Origin of the sequence: Bradyrhizobium sp. AUGA SZCCT0431, assembly GCF_018131065.1 — a bacterium.
Lineage (GTDB): Bacteria > Pseudomonadota > Alphaproteobacteria > Rhizobiales > Xanthobacteraceae > Bradyrhizobium.
In genome coordinates this window covers 66,219-90,428 of record NZ_JAFCLR010000031.1, presented here as the reverse complement: position 1 = coordinate 90,428, position 24,210 = coordinate 66,219, and the positions used below count along the sequence as shown (strand labels likewise).

Sequence of the window (24,210 nt, the reverse complement as noted above, 5' to 3'; positions counted from 1 at the left end):
CCCGGCCTTCCCTGCGCAATGGCTTTACGGCTTATATCGAGCTCTCCCTGGTGAACGGGCTTTCTTGCCACCATCGCCCGTGAGAAGTTTTTTGCCTCTCACGAACTTGACGCCAGCAACGGGGCGCCAGGACCACACGACTTCGCCGTACGCTTCAGTGCCGTTCGTCGCCAGCACCTCAGCGTCCACCGCAACCCGTCCAACGTCCGTGACGACGGCCGACGCCCTCTGAGTGGGACGGGATGGCGATATATGTGCCCCTGATTTGCCTTCTGGAAAAGCGAAATATTTTTTATTTCAGGGCTTGACACGATTTACGAAAATCGGAAGTGATTTGCCCGTCGTGCCAACAGGCCGCATGTTTTTGACTTGGGAGGGCGCGACTCGGCTCTTTCACGCCGGAGAACGACGCACTACGCTGTCGCCAGCGCGGCAAGCCTTGCCAGACCAATCAAGCAGGCACCTGCGCAAGGGAGGGAAAATGATGCCGCAGCTCACGCCTGTGAACCGCCGCAAATTACTGACCATGCTCGGCGGCTCGATTGCCGCGCCTTGTTTCGTAAGGCGCGAGGCGTTCGCGCAAGAGGCCTGGCCGACGCGGCAGGTGAAATACGTCAACGGTTTCCCGGCCGGCGGCGCCACCGATACGCTGTCGCGGATCATCTGCCAGAAGATGAGCGACCTGTCCGGACAGACCTTCGTCGTCGAGAACAAGGCCGGCGCGGGCGGCGTGCTGGGGGCCGATGCGGTGGCGAAATCGCCGCCGGACGGATACACGCTCGGTCTCGGCGGCATCGCCAGCAACGTGCTGGCGATCGGCAGCTACGCAAAACTTCCCTACGATCCGCGCGGCGATTTCACCTTCATCGGCGGCATGTGGCAATTGCCCAATATCCTGGTGGCGAGGAAGGATCTGTTCTCCTCGGATATCAGGGAATTGCTGGCCGCGTTCAGGAAGGAGCCGAAGAAATACACCTATGCTTCGGCCGGCTTCGGCACCACGCTGCATTTGTCGGGCGAGATGATGAACAGCATGGGCGGCGTGGAGGTCAACCACATTCCCTATCGTGGCGCCGGACCGGCGTTGACCGACCTGCTCGGCGGCCGCGTCGATCTGTTGTTCGACAATCTGCCCGGCTCGTTGCCGAGCGTGCGCGCAGGCCAGGTCAAGGCGGTTGCCGTCACCTCGCTCAAACGCATTCCCGAACTTCCTGATGTGCCCACGATGGCCGAGGTGCTGCCGGGATATGCGATGACGTCGTGGACCGCGCTGATCGGGCCGGCGAACATGAAGGCCGATCTTGTCGCGCAGATAAGTGCGCTCACCGTCAAGGCGCTCGCCGATCGCGCCTTGCAGGAGCGCTACGCCGAGCTCGGCGCCACGCCGTGGCCGGCGTCATCAGCCGAGATCAGCAAATTCCGCGACGACGAGGAAAAGCGGCTGCTGCCGACCATGCAGGCGGCCGGGATCAAGCCGGGGTGAGGGGCTGGTGGTCGGAGAAGCGGCGTGGCCGCGCGGCCCGGCCTGTTGGCAGCTACACCACTGCCCTTTGCCCCTGCGCGAAGGGGCTGAGCCCCAGCCATTGCTGCATCGATTTGGCGATCGAGCTGTCGCCGGTGACCTTGATGCGGCCGGCCTCGACTTCGTTGTTCAGCTTGGCGACGCCCATCCACACCGCGGTCATGGCGCGCAGGGGGCAGCTGACATAGAGGTCGACGTCGTAGCCGGGATCGGTGAGGCAGAGGTCGACCTTTTCTTGCTCCACCACCAGCCACCATGATTTCCGGTCCGGCCGCATCTCCGGATAGATGAAGTTGATGGTGGTGCGGCGCGGCGGCAATGGCGTCGGCTGCAGGTTGCGCCGCATGTCCCACATCAACAGCCCGGGATCGAGATTCTTCAGCGACAGCGTCGATTCGACCCAGCGCTGCCCCCAGAAGCCGAGCGACATGACGATGCCGCGCAGATCTTCGCCCGCCTCGGTCGGCTTGTAGTCCATCACGCCGTGCTGACCGGTTGGCACGGCCACGATCACGCCGGCCTCTTCCAGCTCCTTCAGCCGCTTCGACAGCAGTGTCGGCGACATCCGCGGCACGCCGCGGCGCAGTTCGTTGAAGCGCGTGGTGCCGCAGAGCAATTCGCGCAGCACCAGCGCGGTCCAGCGGTTGCAGAAGATCTCTGACGCCATCGCCACCGGGCAGAACTGCCCATAGCTTCCGCGTTCGCTTTTGTCGGGCAACGGGGTTCTCCTTATGCACGCGCGGAGGCGAGGGCAGTACAGATACTATACCGCTCTGGCCTGCCGGCTGTCACATCGAAGCGAATAGTCCAGTGTTTACAGTGGGCCGTTTTGCTTGCGGCGCATCGCCGCCGCGGCAGTACACTTCCTGAACTGGAGGGATTTTGCGCCCGGGCCTAGTTTCCGGGGCATTAGACATCTCGCTTACTCGCGAATGTCCCAATGAATGGAGGGATGACCATGAGCAGCAACGCCGCACGCGCCATCGATGCGACAACGCACCGCAGCCCCGTCGAGATCGCCCGCGAGCTCGGCCCGATCTTCGCCGAGCGCGCTGAAACCGCCACCGACGAGGACCAGTTCGTCGCCGAGAATTTTGCCGCGCTGAAGGAAGCGGGTCTGGTCGAGGCCGGCGTCCCCACTGAACTTGGCGGCGGCGGCGCCAGCATCGATGAGCTCGCCGAAATGCTGCGCATCCTCGGCCAGCATTGCGGCTCTACCGCGCTGGCGTTTTCCATGCACACCCATCAGGTCGCGATTCCCGCCTGGCGCTGGAAGGTGCAGAAGGCGGCGCCTGTCGAGCCCTTGCTCAAGCGCATCGCTGCCGAGCGCATCTTTTTGCTGTCGAGCGGCGGCAGCGACTGGATCGGCGGCTCCGGCAAGGCCGAGAAGGTCGACGGCGGTTATCGCATCACCGCGCGCAAGGTGTTTGCCTCCGGCTCGCCGGCCGCGAACCTGTTCATGACCACCGCCGTGCTGGAGAGCGAAGGCGAACCGGCGCAGGTGCTGCACTTCGGTCTGCCGATGAACTCGCCGCAGGTGAAGGTGATGGACAACTGGCGCACGCTCGGCATGCGCAGCACCGGCTCCAACGACGTCATGATCGACGGCCATGTGGTGCCGGAGGCGGCCGTTGCGGTGAAGCGCAAGGCCGGCGAATGGCATCCGCTGTTCCAGATCATCGCAACCATCGCGTTCCCGCTGATCTATTCGGTTTATCTCGGCGTCGCCGAGAGCGCCCGCGACATCGCGGTTGGTGTCGCGAAAAAGAAGAAGGTCGACAATCACATGATCCAGCTCGCCGGCCGCATGGACACCGAACTGGCCGGTGCGCGCCTTGCCCGCGAACACATGCTGGCGGCGGTGCGGCTCGATGCGCCTTCGGCCGAGACCATCAACCAGGTGATGACGGGCCGCACGCTCGTCGCGCGCCACGCCATTGCCACCGTAGAGCTTGCGATGGAGCTCGCCGGCGGCGCCGGCTTCTACCGCGCCACTGGGCTGGAGCGTCGCTTCCGCGACATCCAAGCCGCGCGCTACCACCCGCTGCAGGCCGGCCCGCAGGCACAATACGCCGGCTCGATGGCGCTCGGCCTGCCGGTGGACAAGGTGTTCTAGGATACGCACGGCTCTCCTCACGATAGAAGCGGTCGAGGGGTCTGTCTCCGAGCGAGGCAGGCCCTTCACCCGCTCGCGATTCTTCTCTTCCGCGCGCAGGGAGAGAGGCATTGGCGCAGCCCGAGTGTTGATTGATGGGATGCACCTTCTCGGGTGGTGGCGGACAGCGCGTGATCAACGGTTAGTTGGCTAGCGCGACGCCGTTGCGCCGCCCGTGAACCACCCGAGGAACAATGCGGCGAGCGCAAAGCCGGGTTTGGGAAAAAGGAAGGCCTTAGGGCTGCAAATTTAGTGTTGATCGGGCCGGGCTCAACGAAGCCTGACGCAGTTGGAGGGTAGCCGGGACGTCCGTCTGGCACTTCGCACCCAATTCGCCGGGCCGACGATGTCCGTTCACGGCGTGAGGGCAGACCTCGCCGCTGCGAATGCCTACTTCTTCAAATGATCCAAAGCGACGCGGGCCACTTAGCAACGGCGCGCCGCGAAGACTAGGCGGTTGTTGCCAGCAGCATCCTATGACACCATCCAGGTATTGCGTTTTCATGATTTCTGGATGCCTATGCCACCTCGGAAATACACTTGGGAAAACCTGTCGGATGAGCAGTTGCTCAAGCAGCGTCTCAGCAGCCTGAAGGTCAAGATCAAGGGCACCTGGCTCGAGGACTGTCTCGGCACTCTGAACGAAGAGTTCCAGGCGCGGGGCATACGGCTGCGGCCGCACGCGTGGATATCGAGCGAATGGTTCAGTCCGGCAGATGTGCCCGGCATTGCCATCCCATTCTATCTTGCCCATCCCCGCCTGATGAGACTCGAGAAAAAAATGATGCTCGAGGTAGAGGGAAGTACCTGGTCGGAGTGCATGGCCATCCTCCGTCACGAGGCAGGCCATGCCGTGCAGCACGCTTACCAGTTGCAACGCCGCCGACGCTGGCAACAGTTGTTCGGCCCGTCCTCGAAACACTATCCGCTCTACTACCGGCCCAATCCGGCCAGCCGACGTTACGTCCAGCATCTTCGGCGCTGGTACGCGCAGAGCCATCCGGACGAGGATTTCGCCGAAACCTTTGCGGTATGGCTGCGGCCGCGGTCGAAATGGCGGGCACGCTATGCCGGCTGGCCGGCGCTGAAGAAGCTCGAATATGTCGACGAGCTGATGAGCGAGATTGCAGGCGAGCGGCCGCCGATCACATCACGGGAGCGTGTTGATCCGCTGTCCAGGCTCAGCCAAACGCTTGGCGAGCATTACCAGAAGAAGCAGGCGTTCTACGCTTTCGAGCCGCCGAAGACGTATGACCGCGACCTATCCCGTCTGTTCTCCACCGATCCACGACATCGACGGGCGCCGCCGGCGGCGTCCTTCATCAGGCGGCACCGCGCGCAAGTCAGGCAGCTGGTCGCGCTATGGACGGGCGAGAACCAGCTTACGCTCGATGCCGTTCTCGATGACATGATCTCCCGCTGCCGCGAACTCGATCTCCGGGCCCCGGGCTCGGAGCGGAAGCTTGTGATCAACTTCACCATTCTGTTGACCGCCAAGACCATGCACGCGCTGTTCGGCCCGTCACGCCGCAAATGGATCGCGCTATGAGACGCCTGCGCGTTCTAGTCCTGATGCATCCGGACTTCTTGCCGCCGGACTCGACCGACGGATACGCCGCGCAGGAAATCAACCGATGGAAAACCGAATTCGACGTCGTGAGCACCTTGCGTGCGGCAGGCCACGACGTGCGCCCGCTCGGCGTGCAGGAGGAAATCAAGCCGGTCCGGGACGCGATCGAAAGTTTCAAGCCGCATGTGGTGTACACATTGCTGGAGGAGTTCCACTATACGTCAGGGTATGACCAGCACATCGCGAGCTTTCTCGAACTGATGAAAGTCCCGTATACCGGCTGTAACCCGCGCGGCCTGGTCCTGGCGCGCGGCAAGGACCTGTCCAAAACGTTGGTGCACCATCGCCGGATCGCGGTGCCGGCCTTCGCCGTGTTTCCGATGCGCCGCAAAGTCAAACGGCCAACGCGTCTTGCGCTGCCGCTGATCGTCAAGAGCCTGAACGAGGATGGATCGTTCGGCATCTCGCAAGCATCCATCGTCGATACGGACGAGAAGCTCGCAGAGAGAGTCGCTTTCGTCCACGATCGGATGGGAACTGCCGCCATCGCCGAGCAGTACATCGAGGGACGTGAGCTCTATGTCGCCGTGCTCGGCAACAATCGGCTGCGAGTTCTGCCGGTTTGGGAATTGAAATTCGGCAGCATGGGTGGCCAGGGGGCACGGCAGATTGCCACCGAAAAGGTCAAACACGATCCCAGTTACCAGGAACGCGTCGGAATTGTAGACGGGCCGGCCAAGAACCTTGCGCCGGAGGTATCCGCCCGCATTCAGCGAACAGCGAAACGCATCTACCGTACACTGAAGCTCGATGGATACGCCCGCATCGACTTTCGGCTCTCTGCCGACGGCACTCCGTATTTCATCGAAGCGAATCCCAATCCCGAAATAGCGAAGAGCCAGGAGTTCGCTACAGCTGCCCGGCATGACGGGCTTGACTACCCCGACCTGCTAAATCGCATTCTGGCCCTCGGAATCAGCCGGGCAAAGGCAGGCGCTTCCGTAGGCTGAAAGGCAACGCAAAACGGTCATGCACGGCGGTGGTGCGCTCGGAAGTTGATGTTTCGGCGCTCGTTAACCCAAGACGGGAGATATAAAGTCCCTGTGCAGGCAAGTTGGTCTTTGGGCGCCATCGAACCGCACGGTGATGCCAGTGGTACGAGGGCTCACCTCAATGACAATGCCAGCCCGGTCAGCCAGCTCTGGGCACCGAGCGACTCCAAGTTTACTCATCTTGAAACGGGTGCCGACAAAAAATCTGTCGGTTTTCTGGTCAATCATTATGGCTATTCGATAAGTCGAAAAAATCGTCTTCAATAAAGCAAAGCGTCAAATCGCAGGGATCACACTAGATCGGATCAATCCTGTGAACAATCTCCGGAGTAATACCGGACTCCGCAAACGCAAGTAAGCTGCGTATCGCAGCGCAGCATTGATCGTTACTCTCGAGCACGCGGCCAGGCGCGGGAAGGCGAGTAAAGCCAGCCACACGACGCTGCTTTTCGGCATCCGGCGGTTTTGCCGCGACAGCTGAAATCTTACGTCCGCCAAAGGATACGCGATGCAGAAAGGCAACGTCCCGGCGGAATGTCGTCCGATCAAGAAAATCTCCTTAGTATTTCCCGAACCAAGCGTGTATCTCCGAGACCCAGTTGGGGACGGAGCGGGCCATGGAATTATTTCGGGCTGAGATGGTGGCCGTTGTGGAGAGTGAGACGGACAAGGATTGCCCGTCTTGTGGTGAGAGGTTGAAGCTGGTTCGAACAATGGTGAGCCCGAGCACCGGCTGCATCGTCCACATGTTCGAGTGCTCGTGCGGACAGCGCACGTGGGCCGATTAGACGATCAAGAGTACAGCCTGGATCGATTGGACTACAACGTTGTCGTGCGGCAGTCTTGAAGACGAAGATGGTGGGTTTCGCTTCCGCCTTTCGCTCTTTGAGCTACGGCGGACAGGTCGCTAACCCACCCTGTGAAGCTGCATCATCGTGCGGCCCTGACGTTCAGCCGACCAATTCGACCTTGCCGCTGTCCAGCCGATAAATACCACCGACGACCTTGATCTTGCCCTCGGCTGCGGCGGCGCTGAGGATTGGCGTCGCCGATTTGAGCCGGGCGACAACGTCGATGACATTCTGGCGGATGGCGTTCGCGAGCTTGTCGCCGGGTTTGTCCGCGCTGGCCTTGACGGCAGGTGTAAGCGCGTTGACCAGCGACGGCAGGTGGCCGGGCAGGGTGGTGTTGTCCTTGAGCGACTTGATCGTGGCATCGACGGCGCCGCAGCTGTCGTGGCCGAGTACCAGGATCAGCGGCGAGTTGAGCACGGCTACGCCATATTCCAGGCTCGCGACCGTGTCGTCATTGGCGAAATTGCCGGCAACGCGGCAGACGAACAGATCGCCCCGGCTGCTGTCGAAGGCATATTCCGGCGCGATGCGGGAATCCGCGCAGCTCAGGATGCTGGCAAAGGGATTTTGGCCGCCGACGAGGGCCTCCCGCTCAATTTTGAAGTCATGCCGGCGCGAGGCACCTTCGACATAACGCGCATTGCCCTTCATCAACCGATCGAGGGCCGCGGCCGGCGACATCTGGTTCTGCGGCTTCGGCGGCGGTTTTGCATCCTTGGCTTTTGGATCCTTGGCAAAGGCCGCCGGGGCAAAGGCAAGCGGTGCCAGGGCAAGACTTGCGGCGATCCCGCCCGTGAATTGAAGGAAGCGGCGGCGTGAGGTTTCCCGAACTTCAACGGCGTGGCTGGCATCGCAAATGCGGCACATGGCGGTTCTCCTTGGGAGACGAAAGCGATGCCGAATTTTATGTCATTGCGCGCGCAGCGAAGCAATCCGCCTACGCTCTCCGAGCTTCGGCGTGACAGGTCCGCCTTCGTTCGTAGCGCTATGGCGGCCGGGTCGCAGACGCGCTCAAGCCCTCGACGAGGCCTGCCGCGATACGCTGTAGGCGTCCCAGCTGCCCCAGCTCACCTGCGCGAGGCTTCGCAGATCAGTCGCCAGCGGCCGCTTGGTTTGTCTCTCGTGCGCGGCGATGCATCGCTGGGATTCAGCGATCTTGCGCTTGAGCTGGGCCAGGGCTTTTTGTTGCGCATGGCCGGCCGCGCCGGTCATCTCGCCAACCCGGAAGCGGGCGATTTCCAGTTCCTTGACGGCCTCGCGGTTCTTCTTGAGCTGAACCCGGTGCCAGGCGATGTTGCTATTGCTTTCAGCGATCATGTTTGCAGCCGTGATCAATACGAGTGGGCAGGAGAGGGAGCGCCTCTGCGCGCCGGCCAGGTGACCGACCTGGTCAATCCCTTGGATCCTCTCCTGGACTTTCGAGGATGAGACGGCTTGGTTAACGAAGGGTTAACGGCGCGGTAACGATCCGCCGGATCGATGCCACCGCCAGTCTCAGCGCTGCTCCGCCGTCGCGGGCTGGTCGTCATCCGCCAGGCACCGGATCACGAACGCGGTCCAGTCGCGCGGCAGCACCTTGGCGAGATGGGCCTTGCGGCGGCATTCCAGTTGCTCGGCTTTCTTGGCGTTCGCCTTCTCCTCGGTGAGGGAGGATTGCCTGATCCGGCGCAGCGTCACCGGCTCGCCGTCGGACTCGAATTGCAGTTCGTATTTCCGGCCGTCCCTGGCGGTCGCCGCACAGGAGATGCTGGAGACCTGCCTCGTCGCGATGATCCCGACCTGACGGCATGTGCCGGTCGATGATTCAACCAGTGGTACCGGCAGGCCGTCGACCTTCGGCCTTTCCTTGGAGTTCAGCAGCATACGGTCGACCTGCAGTTCGTAAACGTTGTCCTGCTCGCGGCGGCCGGTTTCACCGGAGAACGAAATGATGTGGCTGTCGTCGCGGGGGTCGTCGAGCACGATCGTGAAATGCGCGCGGCCCTGCTGGCCGTGGAAATAGGCGACCGCCTTGCAGCCGAAATCGCTGCCGGCGATCTTGAGCCTGGTGCACTTGCCCGAGATGTGCGCGTACATGTCGATGTCGGGCTCTTCACGTTCCACCGCGCCCGCGGTCAACGATGGCGTTGCCGCACAGAGAACGCCAACAAGGAACGGCCAGCACAAGCGCATCGTCATGTCCGGTTCAGGAGAGTTGGCCCGGTCAGGCACAGGGGGAATATCAGTTCGAATCGCATGCTGGTGGAACTCTTTGTCGTTTCGATGGAACTATTGCCGGAAAAACACGGCAATCTGCCGCACTGCACCGGGAAATCATAGCCCTTTTAACCCGGCGCGGGAAAACTCGCCGAGCGGCTGCGTGACGCGCTGGCGCGGGTCCGGCTGCCGCACGGCGCGCCGGGCGTGCCGCCGTTCGTGACGCTGAGCATCGGTATTGCGACGCTGGTGCCGAGCGAGGATACGCGCGCGGATTGGCTGCTGGGGCAGGCCGACCAGGCGCTCTACGCCGCAAAATATTCCGGCCGCAACCGCGTGGTGTCGGCCGATAAGGTGCTCGCCGCGTTCGCCGGCGCGCAGGACCTGCGCGAGAGCCAGACGCCGCAGCCGGTCCGCAAGCGCCGTGTGCGCAAGTCGGCTTAACACATCTCCCGGTGAGTCTTTTCTTCGTCATCCCCGGGCATGACGAAGACAGCTCATTACAAAACGACCGCGGCCCTCGTCAGGGGAGCTGACAAGGGCCGCGTTGGAACACATCGTCGCGCCTAGGTTCGCAACGAGGTGTGGGAGCTCGGGATTACGAATTAGAACGGCAGCAGCACGTCCATTACCTGCTGGCCATAGCGGGGTTGCTGCACGTCGGTGATCTGGCCGCGGCCGCCATAGGCGATGCGGGCTTGCGCGATCTTCGAGGAATCGATGGTGTTGTCGCTCTGGATGTCTTCCGGGCGCACGATGCCGGCGACGATCAGTTCGCGGATTTCGAAGTTGACGCGGATCTCCTGCTTGCCTTCGACCACGAGATTGCCGTTCGGCAGTACCTGCGTCACCACGGCGGCGACGTTGGTCTGCAACGCTTCCTGGCGGTTGACCGAACCCTTGCCGTCGGTGGAGGCGGTGGAGTCCGCGGTCAGGATCTTTCCCGGCAGGATCTTGTTGGCCTGTGTGATCGTCTGCGATCCGATGAAGTCGCTGATGCCGGAGTCTTCCTTGCTGGAGCGGCTGCGCTGGGTCTGGTTGGCGATGTTGGCCTTGTCGGTAATGTTGACGGTCACCGTCATGATGTCGCCGACGCGCGCGGCGCGCTGGTCGCGGAAGAAGGCGCGTGAGCCGTTCCGCCACAGCGAGTTGGCGTTGTAGGAGGCCTGCTCGGGCTTGGGCATCGGCATCTGCACCGGCTTGTAGCCGGGCTGCGTGGTCGGATTCTCGATCTCGGTCAGCTTCGGCTTTTCGCCGATCTGGGAGAGGCGGTCGATCGAGGAACAACCGCTTGCGAACGCTGCCACGGCCAGCAGGGCGCCGGTGAGAATGAAGCGGTTGATACGGGATACTGACATTTACATTACTCGGCTTTTGGAGCGACTGACGAACTGAGTTTGGCGACGGCGACGGGGGCGGCTTGTCCGGTGCTGCCGAGCGAAGAGGTGGTATCGGCGGCGGCAGGCGCAGGGCGGGGCGCGGCGACCGTGATCGAGACCTGGCCGCGGCCGGTCACGGTGCCGGACACCGTGCGCTTGGATTGCAAATTCATGACGTTGACGACGTCGCCTTCGGTACCGCTTTCGAGCGCCTTGCCGCGCACGGTGAGGTAAAGGCCGGGGGACTCGTAGATCAGCGTGACGTTCTGGTCGCGCTGCACCAGGTCCGGCTTGGCGAGATCGGCAACCCGGACGGCCTGGCCGGCGCGCAACTGTCGGCGCGCCTGCATGCCGACCGCGCGGTCCCGCGTGGCGGCATCTGCGCCGACTTCGGCCTTGGGGCGGCGCTCGACCACGACATCGGAGGATTTCAGAACTTCGTTGCGCTCGATCGCGCGCGCCAGCACCGCGGCCTCGATGGTCTCGACCGCGGTGCCGGTGAAGCGCAGCTTGATCGGCGCCGTGCCGCTGTCGTTGGATATTTCGAAGGTGATGTCGAAGCGGCCATTGCGCGGATCGAAGCGCACGATGGCGGCCTGCATGCCGCCGGTGTTGGAAGCATCGAGCCTGACATCGCCGGGATCGCGGTCGAAGGTGAGGTTGAGACTGGCGGCCTCGCCAAGGCCGTTCTTGCGCTCCAGCGTGCGCGCGATCTGCTGCTCGATGTCCTTGCCCTCGAGCGTGCGGGCCAGCCGCGTCACCGAAATTTCCTTCAGGTCCCGTGTGTCGACGCCGATCACATGGTGCGACCGCAGCGCATTGAGCACTTGCGCGACCGGCAGCGAACCGGTGGTGCCCAAATCCGGCGCGCGGTAGATCGCGATCTGCGCAGCGCTGCCGGCGTTGTCGATGATGTCGCCGATCCGCACCAGGTCGCCCGTGACAGTCACGCTGGCGCGCAGCGCGGGTGCGGCGATGATGTCGCCACGGGTCTGCGCGACCGCTGTCGCCGCGGAGGCGGCGAGCAGTGCGGTGGCAAGGAGGAGCGCGCGGGCGATCATGACAATTCCTCAGCGGAACATGTTGGAGGTGGACTGCAGCATCTGGTCGGCGGCGCTGATCACCTTGGCGTTCATCTCGTAGGCGCGCTGCGCGGCGATCAGGTCGGAAATTTCGGTGACGACCTCGACATTGGCCTGTTCGAGGTTGGACTGCTGCATGTCGCCGAAACCGTCGGTGTTGGCGATGCCGTCCTGCGGCGGCCCGGAGGCCGGCGTGTCCGTGAACAGATTGTCGCCGATCGGGTTGAGGCCGGCCTTGTTGATGAAGCGGGTCAGGCCGATCTGGCCGACGGTCGACGGCGTGGTCGATCCGGGCAGCAATACCGACACCTGGCCCTGGGCGTTGATGGTGAGGCCGGAGGCGCTCTGCGGGATCGTGATGGTCGGCTGCACCGGATTGCCCTGCGAGGTCACGACGCGGCCCTGTGCATCCATCTGGAACGAGCCATCGCGGGTATAGGTGTAGGTGCCATCCGGCATCTGGATCTTGAAGAAGCCTTCGCCGCGGACCGCGATGTCGAGCTCGTTGCCGGTCGGCAGCAGCGTGCCCTGGCTCATCAGGCGCGGCGTGCCGACGGTCTTGACGCCACCGCCGATGTCGACGCCGACGGGCAGGATGGTGCCCTGATCGGATGCCTGCGCGCCGACCCGGCGCACATGGTCATAGATCAGGTCCTGGAACGCGGCGCGCTGCTTCTTGTAGCCGGTGGTGCGCATGTTCGCGATGTTGTTGGAGATCACCTGAACGTTAAGTTCCTGTGCCGCCATGCCGGTTGAGGCTGTGTAGAGTGCGCGCATCGATCAAAACTTTCAGGTTATGCCGGAACTTCGGCGAGTTTCTCGATTGCGGATTTGTGCAGATCGCTCTGCTGCTGCAGCAGGGCCGAAATCTGCGTGTAGGCGCGCGTGATCTCGATCATGCGGCTCATCTCGGTCACCGAATTGACGTTCGACTTTTCGATGAAGCCCTGACGAACCCTTGAAGTGGTGTCGATCTGGGCGACGACGCCCTGGCCCGCCGAGTAGAGGTTGCTGCCTTCCTTCTCGAGCTTCTGGGCGTCGGCGAACGAAACCAGCCGCAGCTTGCCACGGACCGAGTCGATGCGGCCGGTGCCTTCGATCACGGTGATGTTGCCGTCGGCGGCGATGTTGATTTCCTTGTCGGTCGGCTGAAACACGATCGGGCCGGAGGTGCCGAGCACGAGATTGCCGCCGGCGGTGACCAGCTGGCCCTGATTGTTGATCTGCAGGCCGCCGTCGCGGGTGTAGCGCTCGCCGGCCGCGGTCTGCACCGCAAGGAAGGCCTTGCCGTCGATCGAGATGTCGAGCGGGTTCTTGGTGATTTCGGTATTGCCTGCCGCGAAATCCTTGAAGGTGGCGCGGTCCTGCACGAACGCGACCTGGCGGTCGGGGCGCTGGAAATTGTCTTCATGCGCGGGCGAGCGCAGAAATTGCTCGAACAACGACCGGTCGGCCTTGAAGCCGTTGGTGTTGACGTTGGCGACGTTGTTGGCGACGACATCCATCTGCCGTTCCAGCACCATCTGCCGCGATAGTCCGACGAGAAGCGTATTCTCCATCGGTGGTTCTCCCCTTCATCGACCCGCGTGCTGCTCTCCCAAGCCGCCCGCCGATCTCTCGAACCGCCCAGGCTCTCCCAAGCCCGTGGTCCGCCAAGTACTCAGCGAAAGCCGTGCCAGTTTGGAAAATGACGGTTTTTAAAGGGGTTAGGCGTTTTACCGGGGCGATTACGGACGGCAGAAAGGTCTTGTTGACCATGTTTGCCCGGCAGATTTTTCCTAGTTGAGGGTCAGTGGAAAGGTTCCGTTAACCATTATTACCCTACCGTTGCATTTGAAGAGAGCGCGTGTGCGCTGGCGGCTTTTGTATCGCGTCTGGGGCCTCGTTGCGGCCCGGCTGGTGGCAACCGTGTTCGTTCCCAAATGGATCGGGCGGGGCAATGGCGGACAACGAAGCAGAAGGTGCTGCCGACGGGGCGGAAGCCGCCCCGGCCAAAAAGGGCAAGCTCAAGCTGATCATTGCCGCTGTCGGGTTCGTCGCGATCCTTGGCGCCGGCGCGGGCTGGTTCTTCCTGATGCGCGGCCACGGCGAGGAGAAGCATGCCGAGGCGCCGCCGCCGAAGGCGCCGTCCTTTGTCGAAGTGCCGGACATGATGGTCAATCTGGTCGGCGCCCCCGGCGAGCGCGTGCAATATCTCAAGGTCAAGGTCGTGCTCGAGGTCAAGGAAGAGAAGCAGCTCGAGGCGATCAAGCCGACGCTGCCGCGCGTCACCGATCTGTTCCAGACCTATCTGCGCGAACTGCGCCCCAGCGACATCAACGGCTCGGCCGGATTGTTTCGCCTCAAGGAGGAGCTGACCAAGCGCGTCAATATCGCGCTGGCGCCGCAACAGGTGAGCGCGGTGCTGTTCAAGGAAATCCTGGTCCAGTGACGCAGCAGGTCTCATAATCATGGCCAACGGTAAAGACCTCGACCAGGACGCAATTGCCGCCCAATGGGAGGCCTCGCTCGATTCCGAGGATCCGGCGGCGGCGGCGGAAGAAGCTGCGGCCAATGAGCTCTCGGAGAGCATGGCCCTGCAATGGGCCGCGATGGTCGAGGACGGCAGTCGCGATTTCGGCAACAAGGCCGGCGGCGAGCGGGTCCTGTCGCAGGAAGAAATCGACAATCTGCTCGGCTTCACCGTCGGCGACGTCAATCTCGACGACAATTCCGGCATCCGCGCCATCATCGATTCGGCGATGGTGTCCTACGAGCGTCTGCCGATGCTCGAAATCGTGTTCGACCGCCTGGTGCGGCTGATGACCACGAGCCTGCGCAACTTTACCTCCGACAACGTCGAAGTCTCGCTCGACCGCATCACCTCGGTGCGGTTCGGCGATTACATGAATTCGATTCCGCTCCCCGCCGTGCTCAGCGTGTTCAAGGCCGAGGAGTGGGAAAACTTCGGCCTCGCGACCGTCGATTCAAGCCTGATCTATTCGATCATCGACGTGCTGCTCGGCGGCCGCCGCGGCCAGACTTCATTGCGCATCGAAGGCCGCCCCTACACCACGATCGAAACCAATTTGGTCAAGCGGCTGGTCGAGGTCGTGCTTGCCGATGCCGAGCAGGCGTTCCGGCCGCTGTCGCCGGTGACCTTCTCGATCGACCGCCTGGAAACCAATCCGCGCTTCGCCGCGATCTCGCGGCCTGCCAACGCTGCGATCCTGGTGCGGCTGCGCATCGACATGGAAGACCGCGGCGGCAATATCGAACTGCTGCTGCCCTATGCGACGATCGAGCCGATCCGGCCGGTGCTGTTGCAGATGTTCATGGGCGAAAAGTTCGGCCGCGACCCGATCTGGGAAGGCCACTTCGCCACCGAAGTGGCGCAAGCCGAGATTTCGGTCGACGCCGTGCTGTATGAAGCCAACGTGCCGCTCAAGCAGCTGATGAAGCTGAAGGTCGGCGACACGCTGCCGCTGGAAATGAAAAAGGACGCGCTGGTGTCGGTCCGCTGCGGCAACGTCGTGCTGACCGAAGGCCGCATGGGCCGGGTCGGCGACCGCGTCGCCATCCGCGTCACCAAGCAGCTGCGCAAACCGAATACCACCTTCGCGATGTTCGAGAAGGCCGACGAGCAAACCAAGTTGATGGAGGCACAATGAGTCATTCCCTCGGAATCGTAATCGAGAGTCTGGTGGCGGTGCTGCTGCTGGTGACGATCGGCTACTGCGTCCTGCTCAACGCCCGCCTGAAGCGGCTGAAGGCGGACGAGCATTCGCTCAAGGCCACGATCGGCGAACTGATCACCGCCACCGAAATCGCCGAGCGTGCGATCGGCGGCCTCAAGCATACCGTTCGCGACGTCAATGAGCACCTCGGCAGCCAACTGACGGCGGCCTCCCAGATGTCGACGCAGCTGAAGGGCATGCTGGCCGAGGGCGACGGCATCATCCGCCGCCTCTCCAAGATCGCGATCGCGGCGCGGCCGCTGACGTCGGAGCCCGAACCCGCCGCTCCCAAGGTCTCGAGCGCAAGAGCGGTGGCGGCCGCGGCGGAAGCTTTCTCGGAACGCCGAAGGGCTAGTGGCCTCGCTGCATGAAATCGTTTCGCGACATACGTGTCATTCCGGTGGTGCTGGTCGCCGTCTTCGGCCTTGCGGTGCTGAAGGTGGCCGGCCTCGCCATCGACGGAGGTTACGTATTCGACTATCAGCCGCAGCCGGCCAAGAAGTCGTGGGCGCAGGATACTTTCAATTTCCCGGGCGGCCCCAAGGTCGCCAAGGCTGATTCCGACGACATCACCGGATCGGTGCCCAAGCCCAAGGAGGAGGCGCCGAAGCCGGCGGCCCCCGCTGCCGCCGATCCGCTGCCGCAGCAAAGCGGCACGGTGATCTTTCCTGAACCCAACCAGCAGCCGGTATCGCCGTCGGAGCGCGCCATCCTCGAGCGGCTGCAGGCGCGGCGGCAGGAACTGGAGCAGCGCGCGCGAGAGATCGAGATCCGCGAGAGCCTGCTGAAATCGGCCGAGAAGCGCATCGAGGGGCGGGTCGAGGAGATGAAGGCCACCGAGGCGCGGATCACGACCGCGACCGGGCAAAAAGCCGAAACCGATGCCGCGCGCTTCAAGGGCATCATCACGATGTATGAGGGCATGAAGCCAAAGGACGCCGCCAAGGTGTTCGACCGGCTCGAGATGTCCGTTCTGTACGAAATCGCCTCCCAGATCGCGCCGCGCAAGATGTCCGACATTCTCGGCCTGATGCAGCCGGAGGCGGCCGAGCGGCTGACCGTGGAACTGGCGCGTCGCGCCGGACCCGACAAATCCGCCTCGACGGCCGAATTGCCGAAAATTGAAGGCAAGATGCTGCCGCAAAAGCCCAATTGACGGGGATATTTAACAATACCTTAAGCCGGCCAATTCAAGATTCAGCCGCGAAGGCGAGGGCGCCTCGCTGCTGCAATCGTTGAGGCCAAGAGACATCCTGGATGGGGCAAAGGGCTGCCGCTGGAATTGGGTCGCAAGGCCGCGCATTGGCGCGGATGGCCCGGCGCTGCCTTGTTGAAACCCTTGACCGATCTCTTAACCGATCTCTTGGGCTCCGCTCGCCACTTGCCATCCTGCTGGTGCTCGCCGGCCTGACGGTGGCTTCGCCCTGCCGGTCGCAGGACCTCGTCAAGGGCGAAGCGACGTTCACGGCGTCCGGCGGCTACGCGCGGCTGGTGCTGAAGCTTGCCGAGGACGTCGAGTCCGACGTCATCACCGCCGGCTCGATCATCGTGATCCGCTTCAAGCGTCCGGTGGACATTCCCGTCGACAAATTGAGCGACGCGGTGCCCGATTATGTTGGGTCGGCGCGGCGCGACCCTGATGGTTCGGCGATCCGCCTGTCGCTGGCGCGGCGGGCGACGATCAATACCATGACGGCCGGCGAGCGGATCTTCGTCGACTTCCTGCCCGACAGCTGGACCGGCCCGCCGCCCACGCTGCCGGCCGACGTCATTCGCGAACTGGCCGCGCGGGCCCGCGCCGCCGAACGCGCGCTGCGTGCCCAGCTTGCGGTTGCCGCGGCCAAGAAGAAGCCGCCGGTGCGCGTCCGCGCCTCGGTGCAGCCGACCTTTGTCCGCTTCGTCTTTGAAATGCCCAACGGGGTCAACGTTTCTTCGGTGCTGAACGAGCAGAAGCTGACGCTGCAGTTCAATGGCGTGCTGGCGTTCGATCTGGCCGACGCCAAGGTGGCGGCGCCGCCGAATATCGCCTCGATCACGCAGCGGACCGATGGCGATTCCTCCGCGGTCGATATCGTGTTGATCGGCGAAGTCGACGTGCATTCCTTCCGCGAAGAGAAGAACTACGTCATCGACGTCGCCTTCCAGCAGGTCGACAAGCCGGCGGCGGAACAGACGCAAGCCCCGGCGGCCCCGAATGCCCCGGCTGTAGCGCATGCCCCGACGGCCAGGTCGGGGGTCGCAGCGCAGATCGCCGCTGCCCAGGCGATCGCCCACAGCAAGCCGCTGAACGACTCGATTCCGCCGCAGCATCCTCCGCAGCTGCCGCCGGTGACGTCGGAGGCCATCGCCGAGCAGGCGAAAATCGAGATCAAGCCCGGCGAGCCGCAGCAGGCGCCGCCCGCAACTGAAAAAGCGCCACCGGCCCCCGAGACTGCGCCGCGCGCGTCTGAGACAGCGCCGCGCGCGATGCCGGTCGTCGAGCAGCCTGCGCCTGTCGCGGAGAAGCCGGCGCCGCAGGCTGCCGTGCCCGCACCGGCGATGGAAAAGTTGCCGGCTGTGCCTCACAAGCCGGAGCTTGCGGCTGAGAAGATGACTCCGGTGGAGACGCCGAAAGCAGCAACGCCTTCGGAAGCAACGCCGGCCGCCGCGATCGAGACGCCAAAACCCGCAGCGCCGAAGAAGGCCGCTTCTGCTGCCGTTGAGGCGCCGAAGAAAGCCGAACCACCGGCGGCTTCCGTCGAGGCGAGGCGGGACAGCGACGGCCTGCGTGTGATGTTCTCCTTTGCCGCGCCGACGCCGGCGGCCATGTTCCGCCGCGCCGACACGGTGTGGCTGGTGTTCGACCAGACCGGGCCGATCGATGTCGAGCAGATCCGCGCCAAGGGCGGCGCAATCATCGGCGACGTCAGCCGGCTGCCGTTGGAAAAAGGCCAGGCCATCCGCATTCGTCTCAACCGGCCGCAGATGCCGTCGCTTGAAAGCGATAGCCGCGCCAACGGCATGGTCTGGACGCTAACATTTGCCGATCGTGTGCAGGCGCCACCATTGCCGCTGCAGGTGTTGCGCAACATCACCGATCCGGCGCTGGCCAACGTCACCGTGCCGCTGGCGAGCCCCGGCCTCATGCATCGGCTGATCGACCCCGACGCCGGCGACACGCTGCTGGTGGTCACCGCGCCGCCGCCGACCCGCGGCTTCATCAAGCGGCAGGACTTCGTCGAGCTGTCGCTGCTGGAATCCGTCCACGGCGTCGTCGTTCATCCCAATTCCGACGATATCACCGCCGAGGTCGGGTCCGACAAGGTCATGCTCGGCCGGCCGGGCGGGCTGACGCTGTCCTCGGCCGACGTCTCTGCCGAACGCGCCACCGCGGCGGTGCGGCCGTTGTTTGACGCCAAGGAATGGCGCAAGAACCGCGAGGAGAATTTTCTGGGCCGGCTGGATGCGCTGATCAAGGCAGCGGCCGCGGCCGGCGATGACGGGCTGGCGCAAGCCCGGCTCGACCTTGCCAATTTCTATATGGCGCGGGGGATGTTTCAGGAAGCGAGGGGAGTGACCAATCTCATCCTCTCTGAATCCAAGGCTGGAAGTGAAGACGCTGCCGTCGTCATGGTCAATGCGGTCGCCAGCATCCTGATCGGCCATCCCGAGCGGGGGCTGAAGGGCCTGGCCAGTCCGGTGATCGGCAATGGCTATGATTCCCAATTGTGGAAGGCGCTCGCCTTTGCACGCCAGGGCAAGTGGGCTGACGCCCGCGAGAAGTTCAAGAACGCCGAATTCTCGATCGCGGCCTTGCCGCTGGAAATGCAGCGCATCGTGACCGCGGATGCGATGCGAGCGTCGCTCGAGGTGAAGGACTATGCCGGAGCCTCGCGCCGCCGCAGCGAACTCGAGGTTGTCGGCGTGCCCAAGGAAATGAAGCCGGAGATCGCGGTGTTGCGCGGACGGCTGGCCGAGGCGCTCGGCCACGACAAGGACGCACTCGACGCCTACCGGTTCGCCGTCAATTCGTCCGATCGGCCCGCCGCGGCCGAAGCCACGCTGCTGGAGGTCTTGCTCCGCCAGCGGCGCGGCCAGCTCGGGCAAGCCGAGGTGCTGCGCGAACTGGAAACGCTGTCGGCGATCTGGCGCGGCGACGCGATCGAATTGAAGACCCTTGCCGTATTGTCGCAGCTATATGCCGATGCGGGCCGCTACGAGGAATCGCTCGCGGCGGCCAAGACCGCGACCCGGCTGCAGCCGAATTCCGAACTGGCGCGGCAGGGCCAGGACGCCGCGTCCGCGCTGTTTGCGCAGCTCTTTCTCAGCCCCAAGGGCGAGGAGATGAAGCCGATCGATGCGCTCGGCATGTTCTACGAGTATCGCGAACTGACGCCGATCGGCCGCCGCGGCGACGAGATGATCCGCCGTCTGGCGGACCGCCTGGTGGCAGTCGACCTGCTCGATCAGGCCGCCGAGCTGCTGCAGTATCAGATCGATAAACGGCTGGAGGGTGCCGCGCGCGCGCAGGTGGCGGCGCGCCTTGCCATGGTCTATCTGACCAACCGCAAGCCGGATCGCGCGGTCGCGGCGCTGCGCACGACGCGCATCGCTGATCTCTCGGGTGAGTTGCGCCAGCAGCGCCTGTTGCTGGAGGCGCGGGCGCAAAGCGACGTCGGACGCCATGACCTCGCGCTCGACATCATCTCCAACATCACCGGACGCGAGGCGATCCGCCTGCGTTCCGACATCTACTGGGCGTCGCGGCAGTGGCGCGAGGCCTCCGAACAGATCGAACTGTACTATGCCGATCGCTGGCGCGACTTCAAACCGCTGAACGCGGTGGAGAAGGGCGACGTGATCCGCGCCGTCGTCGGATATGCGCTCGCCGAGGACGCCCTCGGACTGTCGCGCTTCCGCGAGAAATATGCGCCGCTGATGTCCGGCGACACCGACCGGCTGGCGTTCGATATCGCAAGCAAGCCGGCCGCTGCCTCAAGTGCCGAATTTGTCTCGATTGCCAAGATGGCGGCAGGCGTCGACACACTCGACGGCTTTATCCGGGAAATGAAGGTCCGCTTCCCCGACGCCACCGCGCGCGCGCCGATTTCGCCCGAAATGGCCAGGGGCGAGCCGGTCCACACCGGTTCGCTGCCCGCGATCGTCGGACACAAAACCGCCGGAGCGGCAAAATAATACTTCAGGCAACCCCGGCGGGGTTTGCGCGCCAGCGTTTCGTCGGTTAAGCGAAATCCACACATCAAGCCGTATGGAAGTTTGTCGTTCGATGCCGCTGACCCGGGGCCGAATTGTAGGACACGACAACGAACGATTGGCGTTCAAGTTCACCATGCAAAATGGGGACGAGACGATCGAATGCCAGATCAGTGACGCCGCCATGGACGAGCTCGCAGGCGTCAAGGGAACCGAGAGCCTGGCAAGACAGGCGCAGTTTTTGGCGTTGCGAGATGCCGTCGAGCGCATCGCCTCCGACATGTTCGACGCGGCACCGGCCGTGAAGGGCTATGTCGTCAGAATATTCACCAAGCACATCCCGAAATAGCGCCCCGGCGCGGCAAGGTATCGCGCCTCGCGCTCGTCCCCTCGACAGACGGCTTCCGAACCGGCAACCTGCGCACACAAAATCAAAGACGCCACCGGGGGAACTATCGCCATGAGCAAACCAGCCAAGACCGAAGCCGAACTCATTGCGATGGCAAGGGCCGAGTTGAAGGTCCATGCCGATTGCCCCGATGGAATGGTGATCTCGGTGCTCCGCGACGGCGACTCCTGGGAGTTTCGCGTCAGTGCCGAACAGGCGACGATCGACAAGCCGGGCTATCCCGAATGCGTCGCGATGGTGGTGCAGATCGGCGATCACCTCTGCAAGCAGTATGATTTCAAGGAATGAGCAGATCGCGAGGAGTGAGTAGATCGCGAGGAGATTCGCGCCTTTCCTATCTCGCAGGATTGCGCGCGGCGTAGGCGGTGCGAAGTCCGGGGACAAAACCGCAAGCCTCGTAGAAGCGATGCACGCGCGGATCGGCCCGGCCGCTTTGCATCAGGACCTGATAGCAATCCTGCTTCCACGCCTCCGCCAGGGCCGCCCCGACCACCGCGCGGCCGTGGCCGCGTCCCTGAAAGGCGGGATGGGTTGCGACATTCTCGAGAATGCCGAACTGACGACCGCCGCGCAGCAGATTGGGCGTGGTGATGAGCGTGCAGGTTGAAACGATTCTACTGCTTTCGTCCGATACAAAGATCATTACTCCTTCGCGGGCGAGGATCTGCGCCCAAATTATTCTAGCTCGTTCTGGTTCGGCACTCCGGCTGACGTCGGAATCGGCAAACAGCGCCAGCAGCGCGTCGAGATCGCTGGCATTTACCAGTCGCGCACTTGTCATCTGTGAGCTCCTTGATTGAAACCGTTTCCATCCCAAATCGTAGCTTCCCAAGCGGCCAAATAGCGCGAGAGACGGACTAATTTTTATGCATCCCAGGAATAATACGCACGGAGCGCTGGTTCCGGCCGCGATAGCTGTCGCGGTCGCCGTCATCGGCACGGCCGCGCTATTCGTGACGGAATTGCGGACCAAAGAGGTTGCAGGCAACGGCATCGGCATGATCACGACGGCTGTCGTCGAGAAGGCCGGCGCGACCGCTTATCCAACCGCCCGTGACATCGGCGCGGATCAGATCCACTACGTCCCGTAACTCTGCACCAGGCTTCCCGCCACCAGCGACCAGCCGTCGACCAGCACGAAGAAGATCAGCTTGAACGGAAGTGACACCACGACCGGCGGCAGCATCATCATGCCCATCGACATCAGAACCGACGCCACCACGAGGTCGATGATCAGGAAGGGCAGGAACAACAGGAAGCCGATCTCGAAGGCGCGCTTCAGCTCGGAGATCATGAAGGCCGGCACCAGAATCCGCAGCGACATCTCTTCCGGCGTCGCCGGCGGCGGTTCGCGCGACATGTCCAGGAACAGCTTGAGGTCCTTCTCGCGGACGTTCTTCAGCATGAAGCCGCGCAGCGGCACGGACGCCCGTTGCAGCGCGTCCTCGACGCCGATCTGGTTGGCGACCAAAGGCTTGATGCCGTCGTCATAGGATTTTTGCAGCACCGGCCCCATCACGAACGCGGTCAGGAACATTGCGAGCGCAATGATCACGGAGTTCGGCGGTGCGGTCGCGGTGCCGAGCGCGGTGCGCAGCAGCGACAGCACCACCACGATCCGGGTGAACGACGTCATCATGATCAGGATCGACGGCGCGATCGAGAGGATCGTCAGCAGCGCGATCAGCTGGATCGCGCGTTCGGTGACGCCGCCACCGCCCTGACCGAGATTGATGCTGATGTCCTGCGCCAGCACCGGATCGGCGAGCGATCCGGCGGCTATCAGTGTGACAAAAAATAAAACTCTACGCGGGGCTTTCGCCGATCTCACGAAGGAGACTTCGGGCGGCCCAGCAATGAGGCCATCTCGTCTTCGAGATTCTCAAACCCGCTCTTCTGCGGTGCGGGCGCGGGGGGCGGCGGGGCGGGCGTCTCGCTGCGCGAGGGGCGGGCAGGCGGCGGCTCCGGCGCGACCGGCGGTGCGATCGGGGCATCGGCCGGCCGGCGCAAGGCGGCTTCGAGCCGCTGCGCCATCTCGGCGAGATTCTGGTCGGCGGACTGCGGCGGAGGCGCAGGCGGCGGGGGTGGCGGCGGCGGTGCTGCGGCTCGCTCGGGCGCTCGGACCGGCGGCGGCGCCTTCGGCGACTCCATCTGGCGCTGCGGCCGCGGCATCATGGGTTCGGCGCGGGCCAGGCGCTGCGGGACCGGATCGGGACGCGGTTCCGGCCGGCCGCCCATCGGCTCCGGCGAAAAGCTTGCCAGCGGATCGGTGCGGCGCTCGGCCATCGGCGGCGGCGCCGGGCGGCGGAGTTCGTCGGCGAAAGCGGGGCGTGCCGGGCGCGGCGGCGGCTCGGGCATTTGCGGCTCGGCGTGATCGAACGGGTCGCGCGCGCTCTCGTCGTTCCAGCCGGCATCCGGCAGCGGGGCGATCCGCGGCGGCTGCTCGCCGGTGACCGCAGGCCGCGGCGCCATCTGGTCACGGCCCGGCATGGCACGGACGATATTGGGTTCCACCACGATGTCGCTGGGGCCGCCGATCATCAGGAGATGTTCGACATTGTCGCGCCGGACCAGCACCAGGCGCCGGCGGCCGTCCACGGCGGCGGCGTCGATCACGGCCAGCCGCGGCATCCGCCCGCGATTGGGGTTGGCACCGAGGCGGTTGGTGGCGAAGCGGCGCACCAGCCATGCGGCGACGCCGATCAGCGCCAGCACGGCGATGAATGCGAAGATGAAATATGCTGTCTGCATTCTCTAGTCCCCGGCCTCAGGCCGTTCTCACATGCTTGCTTCGAGGTGCGCGGATCTGATCTTCCAACTTGAACATGATTCTTCCGGATTCATGTTCCGAAACGATATTCATGTTCCGAAGCGATCCGTCGACCGGCGAATCACGCCCGAGATCAGCCCTATTCCTTAATTCCCCACGGCAAACGCTGCCGCCCATTAATTAATAGACCAAGAATCGCTTGATCCAAAACGACTTCTGAGCGCCCCCGGCCGCGTTGGCCGCTGCTGGTTAACGCAGATTTCGTGGCGAAAATGCGCTCTTTTGGGCGCCGGCTCCGGCGCAAGCGCGTTG

General features: G+C 63.7%; 23 protein-coding genes and 1 pseudogene. 13 read left to right on the top strand and 11 right to left on the bottom strand.

Annotated features, from left to right (window positions below; all coding sequences use genetic code 11):
* Positions 1–481: 481 nt before the first annotated feature.
* Positions 482–1,483 (top strand): tripartite tricarboxylate transporter substrate binding protein, encoded by a 1,002-nt coding sequence (locus JQ567_RS26650; RefSeq protein WP_212441561.1) that lies wholly within the window; start codon positions 482–484, stop codon positions 1,481–1,483.
* A 52-nt stretch (positions 1,484–1,535) separates the two neighbouring features.
* On the opposite strand, the gene JQ567_RS26645 is transcribed toward JQ567_RS26650, so the two are convergent.
* Complete coding sequence (locus tag JQ567_RS26645) at positions 1,536–2,189, bottom strand: helix-turn-helix domain-containing protein (RefSeq protein WP_212441569.1); 654 nt, start codon at positions 2,187–2,189, stop codon at positions 1,536–1,538.
* Positions 2,190–2,480: 291 nt separating this feature from the next.
* Between JQ567_RS26645 and JQ567_RS26640 the strand changes: the two genes are divergently transcribed.
* The 3 genes from JQ567_RS26640 to JQ567_RS26630 all read left to right on the top strand — a co-directional run bounded on the left by JQ567_RS26640 (position 2,481) and on the right by JQ567_RS26630 (position 6,257).
* A complete protein-coding gene (locus JQ567_RS26640; protein WP_212441560.1) occupies positions 2,481–3,638 on the top strand; it encodes an acyl-CoA dehydrogenase family protein in 1,158 nt (385 codons plus the stop codon).
* A 553-nt stretch (positions 3,639–4,191) separates the two neighbouring features.
* Positions 4,192–5,226, top strand: a complete 1,035-nt coding sequence (locus tag JQ567_RS26635; protein WP_249165730.1) for a putative zinc-binding metallopeptidase — start codon at positions 4,192–4,194, stop codon at positions 5,224–5,226.
* Positions 5,223–6,257 (top strand): ATP-grasp domain-containing protein, encoded by a 1,035-nt coding sequence (locus JQ567_RS26630; RefSeq protein WP_212441559.1) that lies wholly within the window; start codon positions 5,223–5,225, stop codon positions 6,255–6,257. The genes JQ567_RS26635 and JQ567_RS26630 overlap by 4 nt, the downstream gene beginning before the upstream one ends.
* Positions 6,258–7,249: 992 nt before the next feature.
* On the opposite strand, the gene JQ567_RS26625 is transcribed toward JQ567_RS26630, so the two are convergent.
* The 3 genes from JQ567_RS26625 to JQ567_RS38920 form a co-directional block, all read right to left on the bottom strand.
* Positions 7,250–8,020: a carbonic anhydrase gene (locus JQ567_RS26625; protein WP_212441558.1), complete on the bottom strand. Its 771-nt coding sequence runs from the start codon at positions 8,018–8,020 to the stop codon at positions 7,250–7,252.
* Between the two features lie 144 nt (positions 8,021–8,164).
* Positions 8,165–8,470 (bottom strand): hypothetical protein, encoded by a 306-nt coding sequence (locus JQ567_RS26620; protein ID WP_212034994.1) that lies wholly within the window; start codon positions 8,468–8,470, stop codon positions 8,165–8,167.
* Between the two features lie 177 nt (positions 8,471–8,647).
* On the bottom strand, positions 8,648–9,331 hold the full coding sequence (locus JQ567_RS38920; protein ID WP_312017469.1) for a hypothetical protein: 684 nt from the start codon (positions 9,329–9,331) through the stop codon (positions 8,648–8,650).
* A 168-nt stretch (positions 9,332–9,499) separates the two neighbouring features.
* Between JQ567_RS38920 and JQ567_RS26610 the strand changes: the two are divergent.
* Positions 9,500–9,793 (top strand): annotated as a pseudogene (locus JQ567_RS26610) (diguanylate cyclase domain-containing protein); the annotation flags it as partial.
* A 161-nt stretch (positions 9,794–9,954) separates the two neighbouring features.
* Here JQ567_RS26610 and flgH read toward each other — a convergent pair.
* Genes flgH through flgF form a run of 4 tightly spaced genes read right to left on the bottom strand, consistent with a single transcriptional unit; the run spans position 9,955 to position 13,369 of the window.
* Positions 9,955–10,707 carry a flagellar basal body L-ring protein FlgH gene (gene flgH / locus JQ567_RS26605; protein ID WP_212441557.1) on the bottom strand — a complete coding sequence of 251 codons (753 nt, stop codon included), beginning with the start codon at positions 10,705–10,707 and terminating at the stop codon, positions 9,955–9,957.
* Positions 10,708–10,712: 5 nt separating this feature from the next.
* Positions 10,713–11,789, bottom strand: coding sequence for a flagellar basal body P-ring formation chaperone FlgA (flgA, locus tag JQ567_RS26600; protein WP_212441556.1), 1,077 nt, complete (start codon positions 11,787–11,789; stop codon positions 10,713–10,715).
* Positions 11,790–11,798: 9 nt separating this feature from the next.
* Entirely contained in the window at positions 11,799–12,587 is a 789-nt protein-coding gene (gene flgG / locus JQ567_RS26595) for a flagellar basal-body rod protein FlgG (protein WP_192740248.1), read from the bottom strand.
* A gap of 17 nt (positions 12,588–12,604) precedes the next feature.
* Complete coding sequence (flgF, locus tag JQ567_RS26590) at positions 12,605–13,369, bottom strand: flagellar basal-body rod protein FlgF (protein ID WP_212441555.1); 765 nt, start codon at positions 13,367–13,369, stop codon at positions 12,605–12,607.
* Between the two features lie 380 nt (positions 13,370–13,749).
* On the opposite strand from flgF, the gene fliL reads away from it, so the two are divergent.
* The 7 genes from fliL (at position 13,750) to JQ567_RS26555 (ending at position 21,416) form a co-directional block, all read left to right on the top strand.
* The gene (gene fliL, locus JQ567_RS26585) at positions 13,750–14,241 is read left to right on the top strand and encodes a flagellar basal body-associated protein FliL (RefSeq protein WP_212441554.1); all 492 of its coding nucleotides are present in this window, start codon (positions 13,750–13,752) and stop codon (positions 14,239–14,241) included.
* A gap of 19 nt (positions 14,242–14,260) precedes the next feature.
* Positions 14,261–15,460: a flagellar motor switch protein FliM gene (gene fliM / locus JQ567_RS26580; protein ID WP_212264286.1), complete on the top strand. Its 1,200-nt coding sequence runs from the start codon at positions 14,261–14,263 to the stop codon at positions 15,458–15,460.
* Positions 15,457–15,897, top strand: a complete 441-nt coding sequence (locus tag JQ567_RS26575) for a DUF6468 domain-containing protein (RefSeq protein ID WP_212441553.1) — start codon at positions 15,457–15,459, stop codon at positions 15,895–15,897. Before fliM ends, JQ567_RS26575 begins: the two co-directional genes overlap by 4 nt.
* Positions 15,894–16,682: a MotE family protein gene (locus JQ567_RS26570; protein WP_212441552.1), complete on the top strand. Its 789-nt coding sequence runs from the start codon at positions 15,894–15,896 to the stop codon at positions 16,680–16,682. Before JQ567_RS26575 ends, JQ567_RS26570 begins: the two co-directional genes overlap by 4 nt.
* Before the next feature lie 101 nt (positions 16,683–16,783).
* Positions 16,784–20,701 (top strand): tetratricopeptide repeat protein, encoded by a 3,918-nt coding sequence (locus JQ567_RS26565; RefSeq protein WP_212441551.1) that lies wholly within the window; start codon positions 16,784–16,786, stop codon positions 20,699–20,701.
* A 73-nt stretch (positions 20,702–20,774) separates the two neighbouring features.
* Positions 20,775–21,068: a DUF1488 family protein gene (locus tag JQ567_RS26560; protein WP_312017468.1), complete on the top strand. Its 294-nt coding sequence runs from the start codon at positions 20,775–20,777 to the stop codon at positions 21,066–21,068.
* Between the two features lie 111 nt (positions 21,069–21,179).
* Positions 21,180–21,416 (top strand): hypothetical protein, encoded by a 237-nt coding sequence (locus JQ567_RS26555; RefSeq protein WP_212204334.1) that lies wholly within the window; start codon positions 21,180–21,182, stop codon positions 21,414–21,416.
* 46 nt (positions 21,417–21,462) lie between these two features.
* On the opposite strand, the gene JQ567_RS26550 is transcribed toward JQ567_RS26555, so the two are convergent.
* The gene (locus JQ567_RS26550; RefSeq protein ID WP_212441549.1) at positions 21,463–21,909 is read right to left on the bottom strand and encodes a GNAT family N-acetyltransferase; all 447 of its coding nucleotides are present in this window, start codon (positions 21,907–21,909) and stop codon (positions 21,463–21,465) included.
* A gap of 85 nt (positions 21,910–21,994) precedes the next feature.
* On the opposite strand from JQ567_RS26550, the gene JQ567_RS26545 reads away from it, so the two are divergent.
* Entirely contained in the window at positions 21,995–22,219 is a 225-nt protein-coding gene (locus JQ567_RS26545) for a hypothetical protein (protein ID WP_212441548.1), read from the top strand.
* Here the strand turns inward: JQ567_RS26545 and fliP are convergent.
* Together fliP and JQ567_RS26535 are read right to left on the bottom strand one after the other, a co-directional pair.
* On the bottom strand, positions 22,207–22,959 hold the full coding sequence (fliP, locus tag JQ567_RS26540; RefSeq protein WP_212035006.1) for a flagellar type III secretion system pore protein FliP: 753 nt from the start codon (positions 22,957–22,959) through the stop codon (positions 22,207–22,209). The two genes, JQ567_RS26545 and fliP, sit on opposite strands and share 13 nt — an antisense overlap.
* Entirely contained in the window at positions 22,956–23,879 is a 924-nt protein-coding gene (locus JQ567_RS26535) for a flagellar biosynthetic protein FliO (protein WP_212441547.1), read from the bottom strand. Before JQ567_RS26535 ends, fliP begins: the two co-directional genes overlap by 4 nt.
* Between the last annotated feature and the right edge of the window lie 331 nt (positions 23,880–24,210).

Coding starts and splice junctions, on each gene's coding strand:
- JQ567_RS26570 (WP_212441552.1), top strand. CDS start 15,894: ATGAAATCGTTTCGCGACATACGTGTCATTCCGGTGGTGCTGGTCGCC.
- JQ567_RS26630 (WP_212441559.1), top strand. CDS start 5,223: ATGAGACGCCTGCGCGTTCTAGTCCTGATGCATCCGGACTTCTTGCCG.
- JQ567_RS38920 (WP_312017469.1), bottom strand. CDS start 9,331: ATGACGATGCGCTTGTGCTGGCCGTTCCTTGTTGGCGTTCTCTGTGCG.
- JQ567_RS26545 (WP_212441548.1), top strand. CDS start 21,995: ATGCATCCCAGGAATAATACGCACGGAGCGCTGGTTCCGGCCGCGATA.
- fliM (WP_212264286.1), top strand. CDS start 14,261: ATGGCCAACGGTAAAGACCTCGACCAGGACGCAATTGCCGCCCAATGG.
- JQ567_RS26645 (WP_212441569.1), bottom strand. CDS start 2,189: ATGGCGTCAGAGATCTTCTGCAACCGCTGGACCGCGCTGGTGCTGCGC.
- JQ567_RS26575 (WP_212441553.1), top strand. CDS start 15,457: ATGAGTCATTCCCTCGGAATCGTAATCGAGAGTCTGGTGGCGGTGCTG.
- flgG (WP_192740248.1), bottom strand. CDS start 12,587: ATGCGCGCACTCTACACAGCCTCAACCGGCATGGCGGCACAGGAACTT.
- flgA (WP_212441556.1), bottom strand. CDS start 11,789: ATGATCGCCCGCGCGCTCCTCCTTGCCACCGCACTGCTCGCCGCCTCC.
- JQ567_RS26535 (WP_212441547.1), bottom strand. CDS start 23,879: ATGCAGACAGCATATTTCATCTTCGCATTCATCGCCGTGCTGGCGCTG.
- JQ567_RS26640 (WP_212441560.1), top strand. CDS start 2,481: ATGAGCAGCAACGCCGCACGCGCCATCGATGCGACAACGCACCGCAGC.
- JQ567_RS26625 (WP_212441558.1), bottom strand. CDS start 8,020: ATGTGCCGCATTTGCGATGCCAGCCACGCCGTTGAAGTTCGGGAAACC.
- JQ567_RS26620 (WP_212034994.1), bottom strand. CDS start 8,470: ATGATCGCTGAAAGCAATAGCAACATCGCCTGGCACCGGGTTCAGCTC.
- JQ567_RS26550 (WP_212441549.1), bottom strand. CDS start 21,909: ATGACAAGTGCGCGACTGGTAAATGCCAGCGATCTCGACGCGCTGCTG.
- flgF (WP_212441555.1), bottom strand. CDS start 13,369: ATGGAGAATACGCTTCTCGTCGGACTATCGCGGCAGATGGTGCTGGAA.
- fliL (WP_212441554.1), top strand. CDS start 13,750: ATGGCGGACAACGAAGCAGAAGGTGCTGCCGACGGGGCGGAAGCCGCC.
- JQ567_RS26555 (WP_212204334.1), top strand. CDS start 21,180: ATGAGCAAACCAGCCAAGACCGAAGCCGAACTCATTGCGATGGCAAGG.
- JQ567_RS26635 (WP_249165730.1), top strand. CDS start 4,192: ATGCCTATGCCACCTCGGAAATACACTTGGGAAAACCTGTCGGATGAG.
- JQ567_RS26650 (WP_212441561.1), top strand. CDS start 482: ATGATGCCGCAGCTCACGCCTGTGAACCGCCGCAAATTACTGACCATG.
- JQ567_RS26560 (WP_312017468.1), top strand. CDS start 20,775: ATGGAAGTTTGTCGTTCGATGCCGCTGACCCGGGGCCGAATTGTAGGA.
- flgH (WP_212441557.1), bottom strand. CDS start 10,707: ATGTCAGTATCCCGTATCAACCGCTTCATTCTCACCGGCGCCCTGCTG.
- JQ567_RS26565 (WP_212441551.1), top strand. CDS start 16,784: ATGGGGCAAAGGGCTGCCGCTGGAATTGGGTCGCAAGGCCGCGCATTG.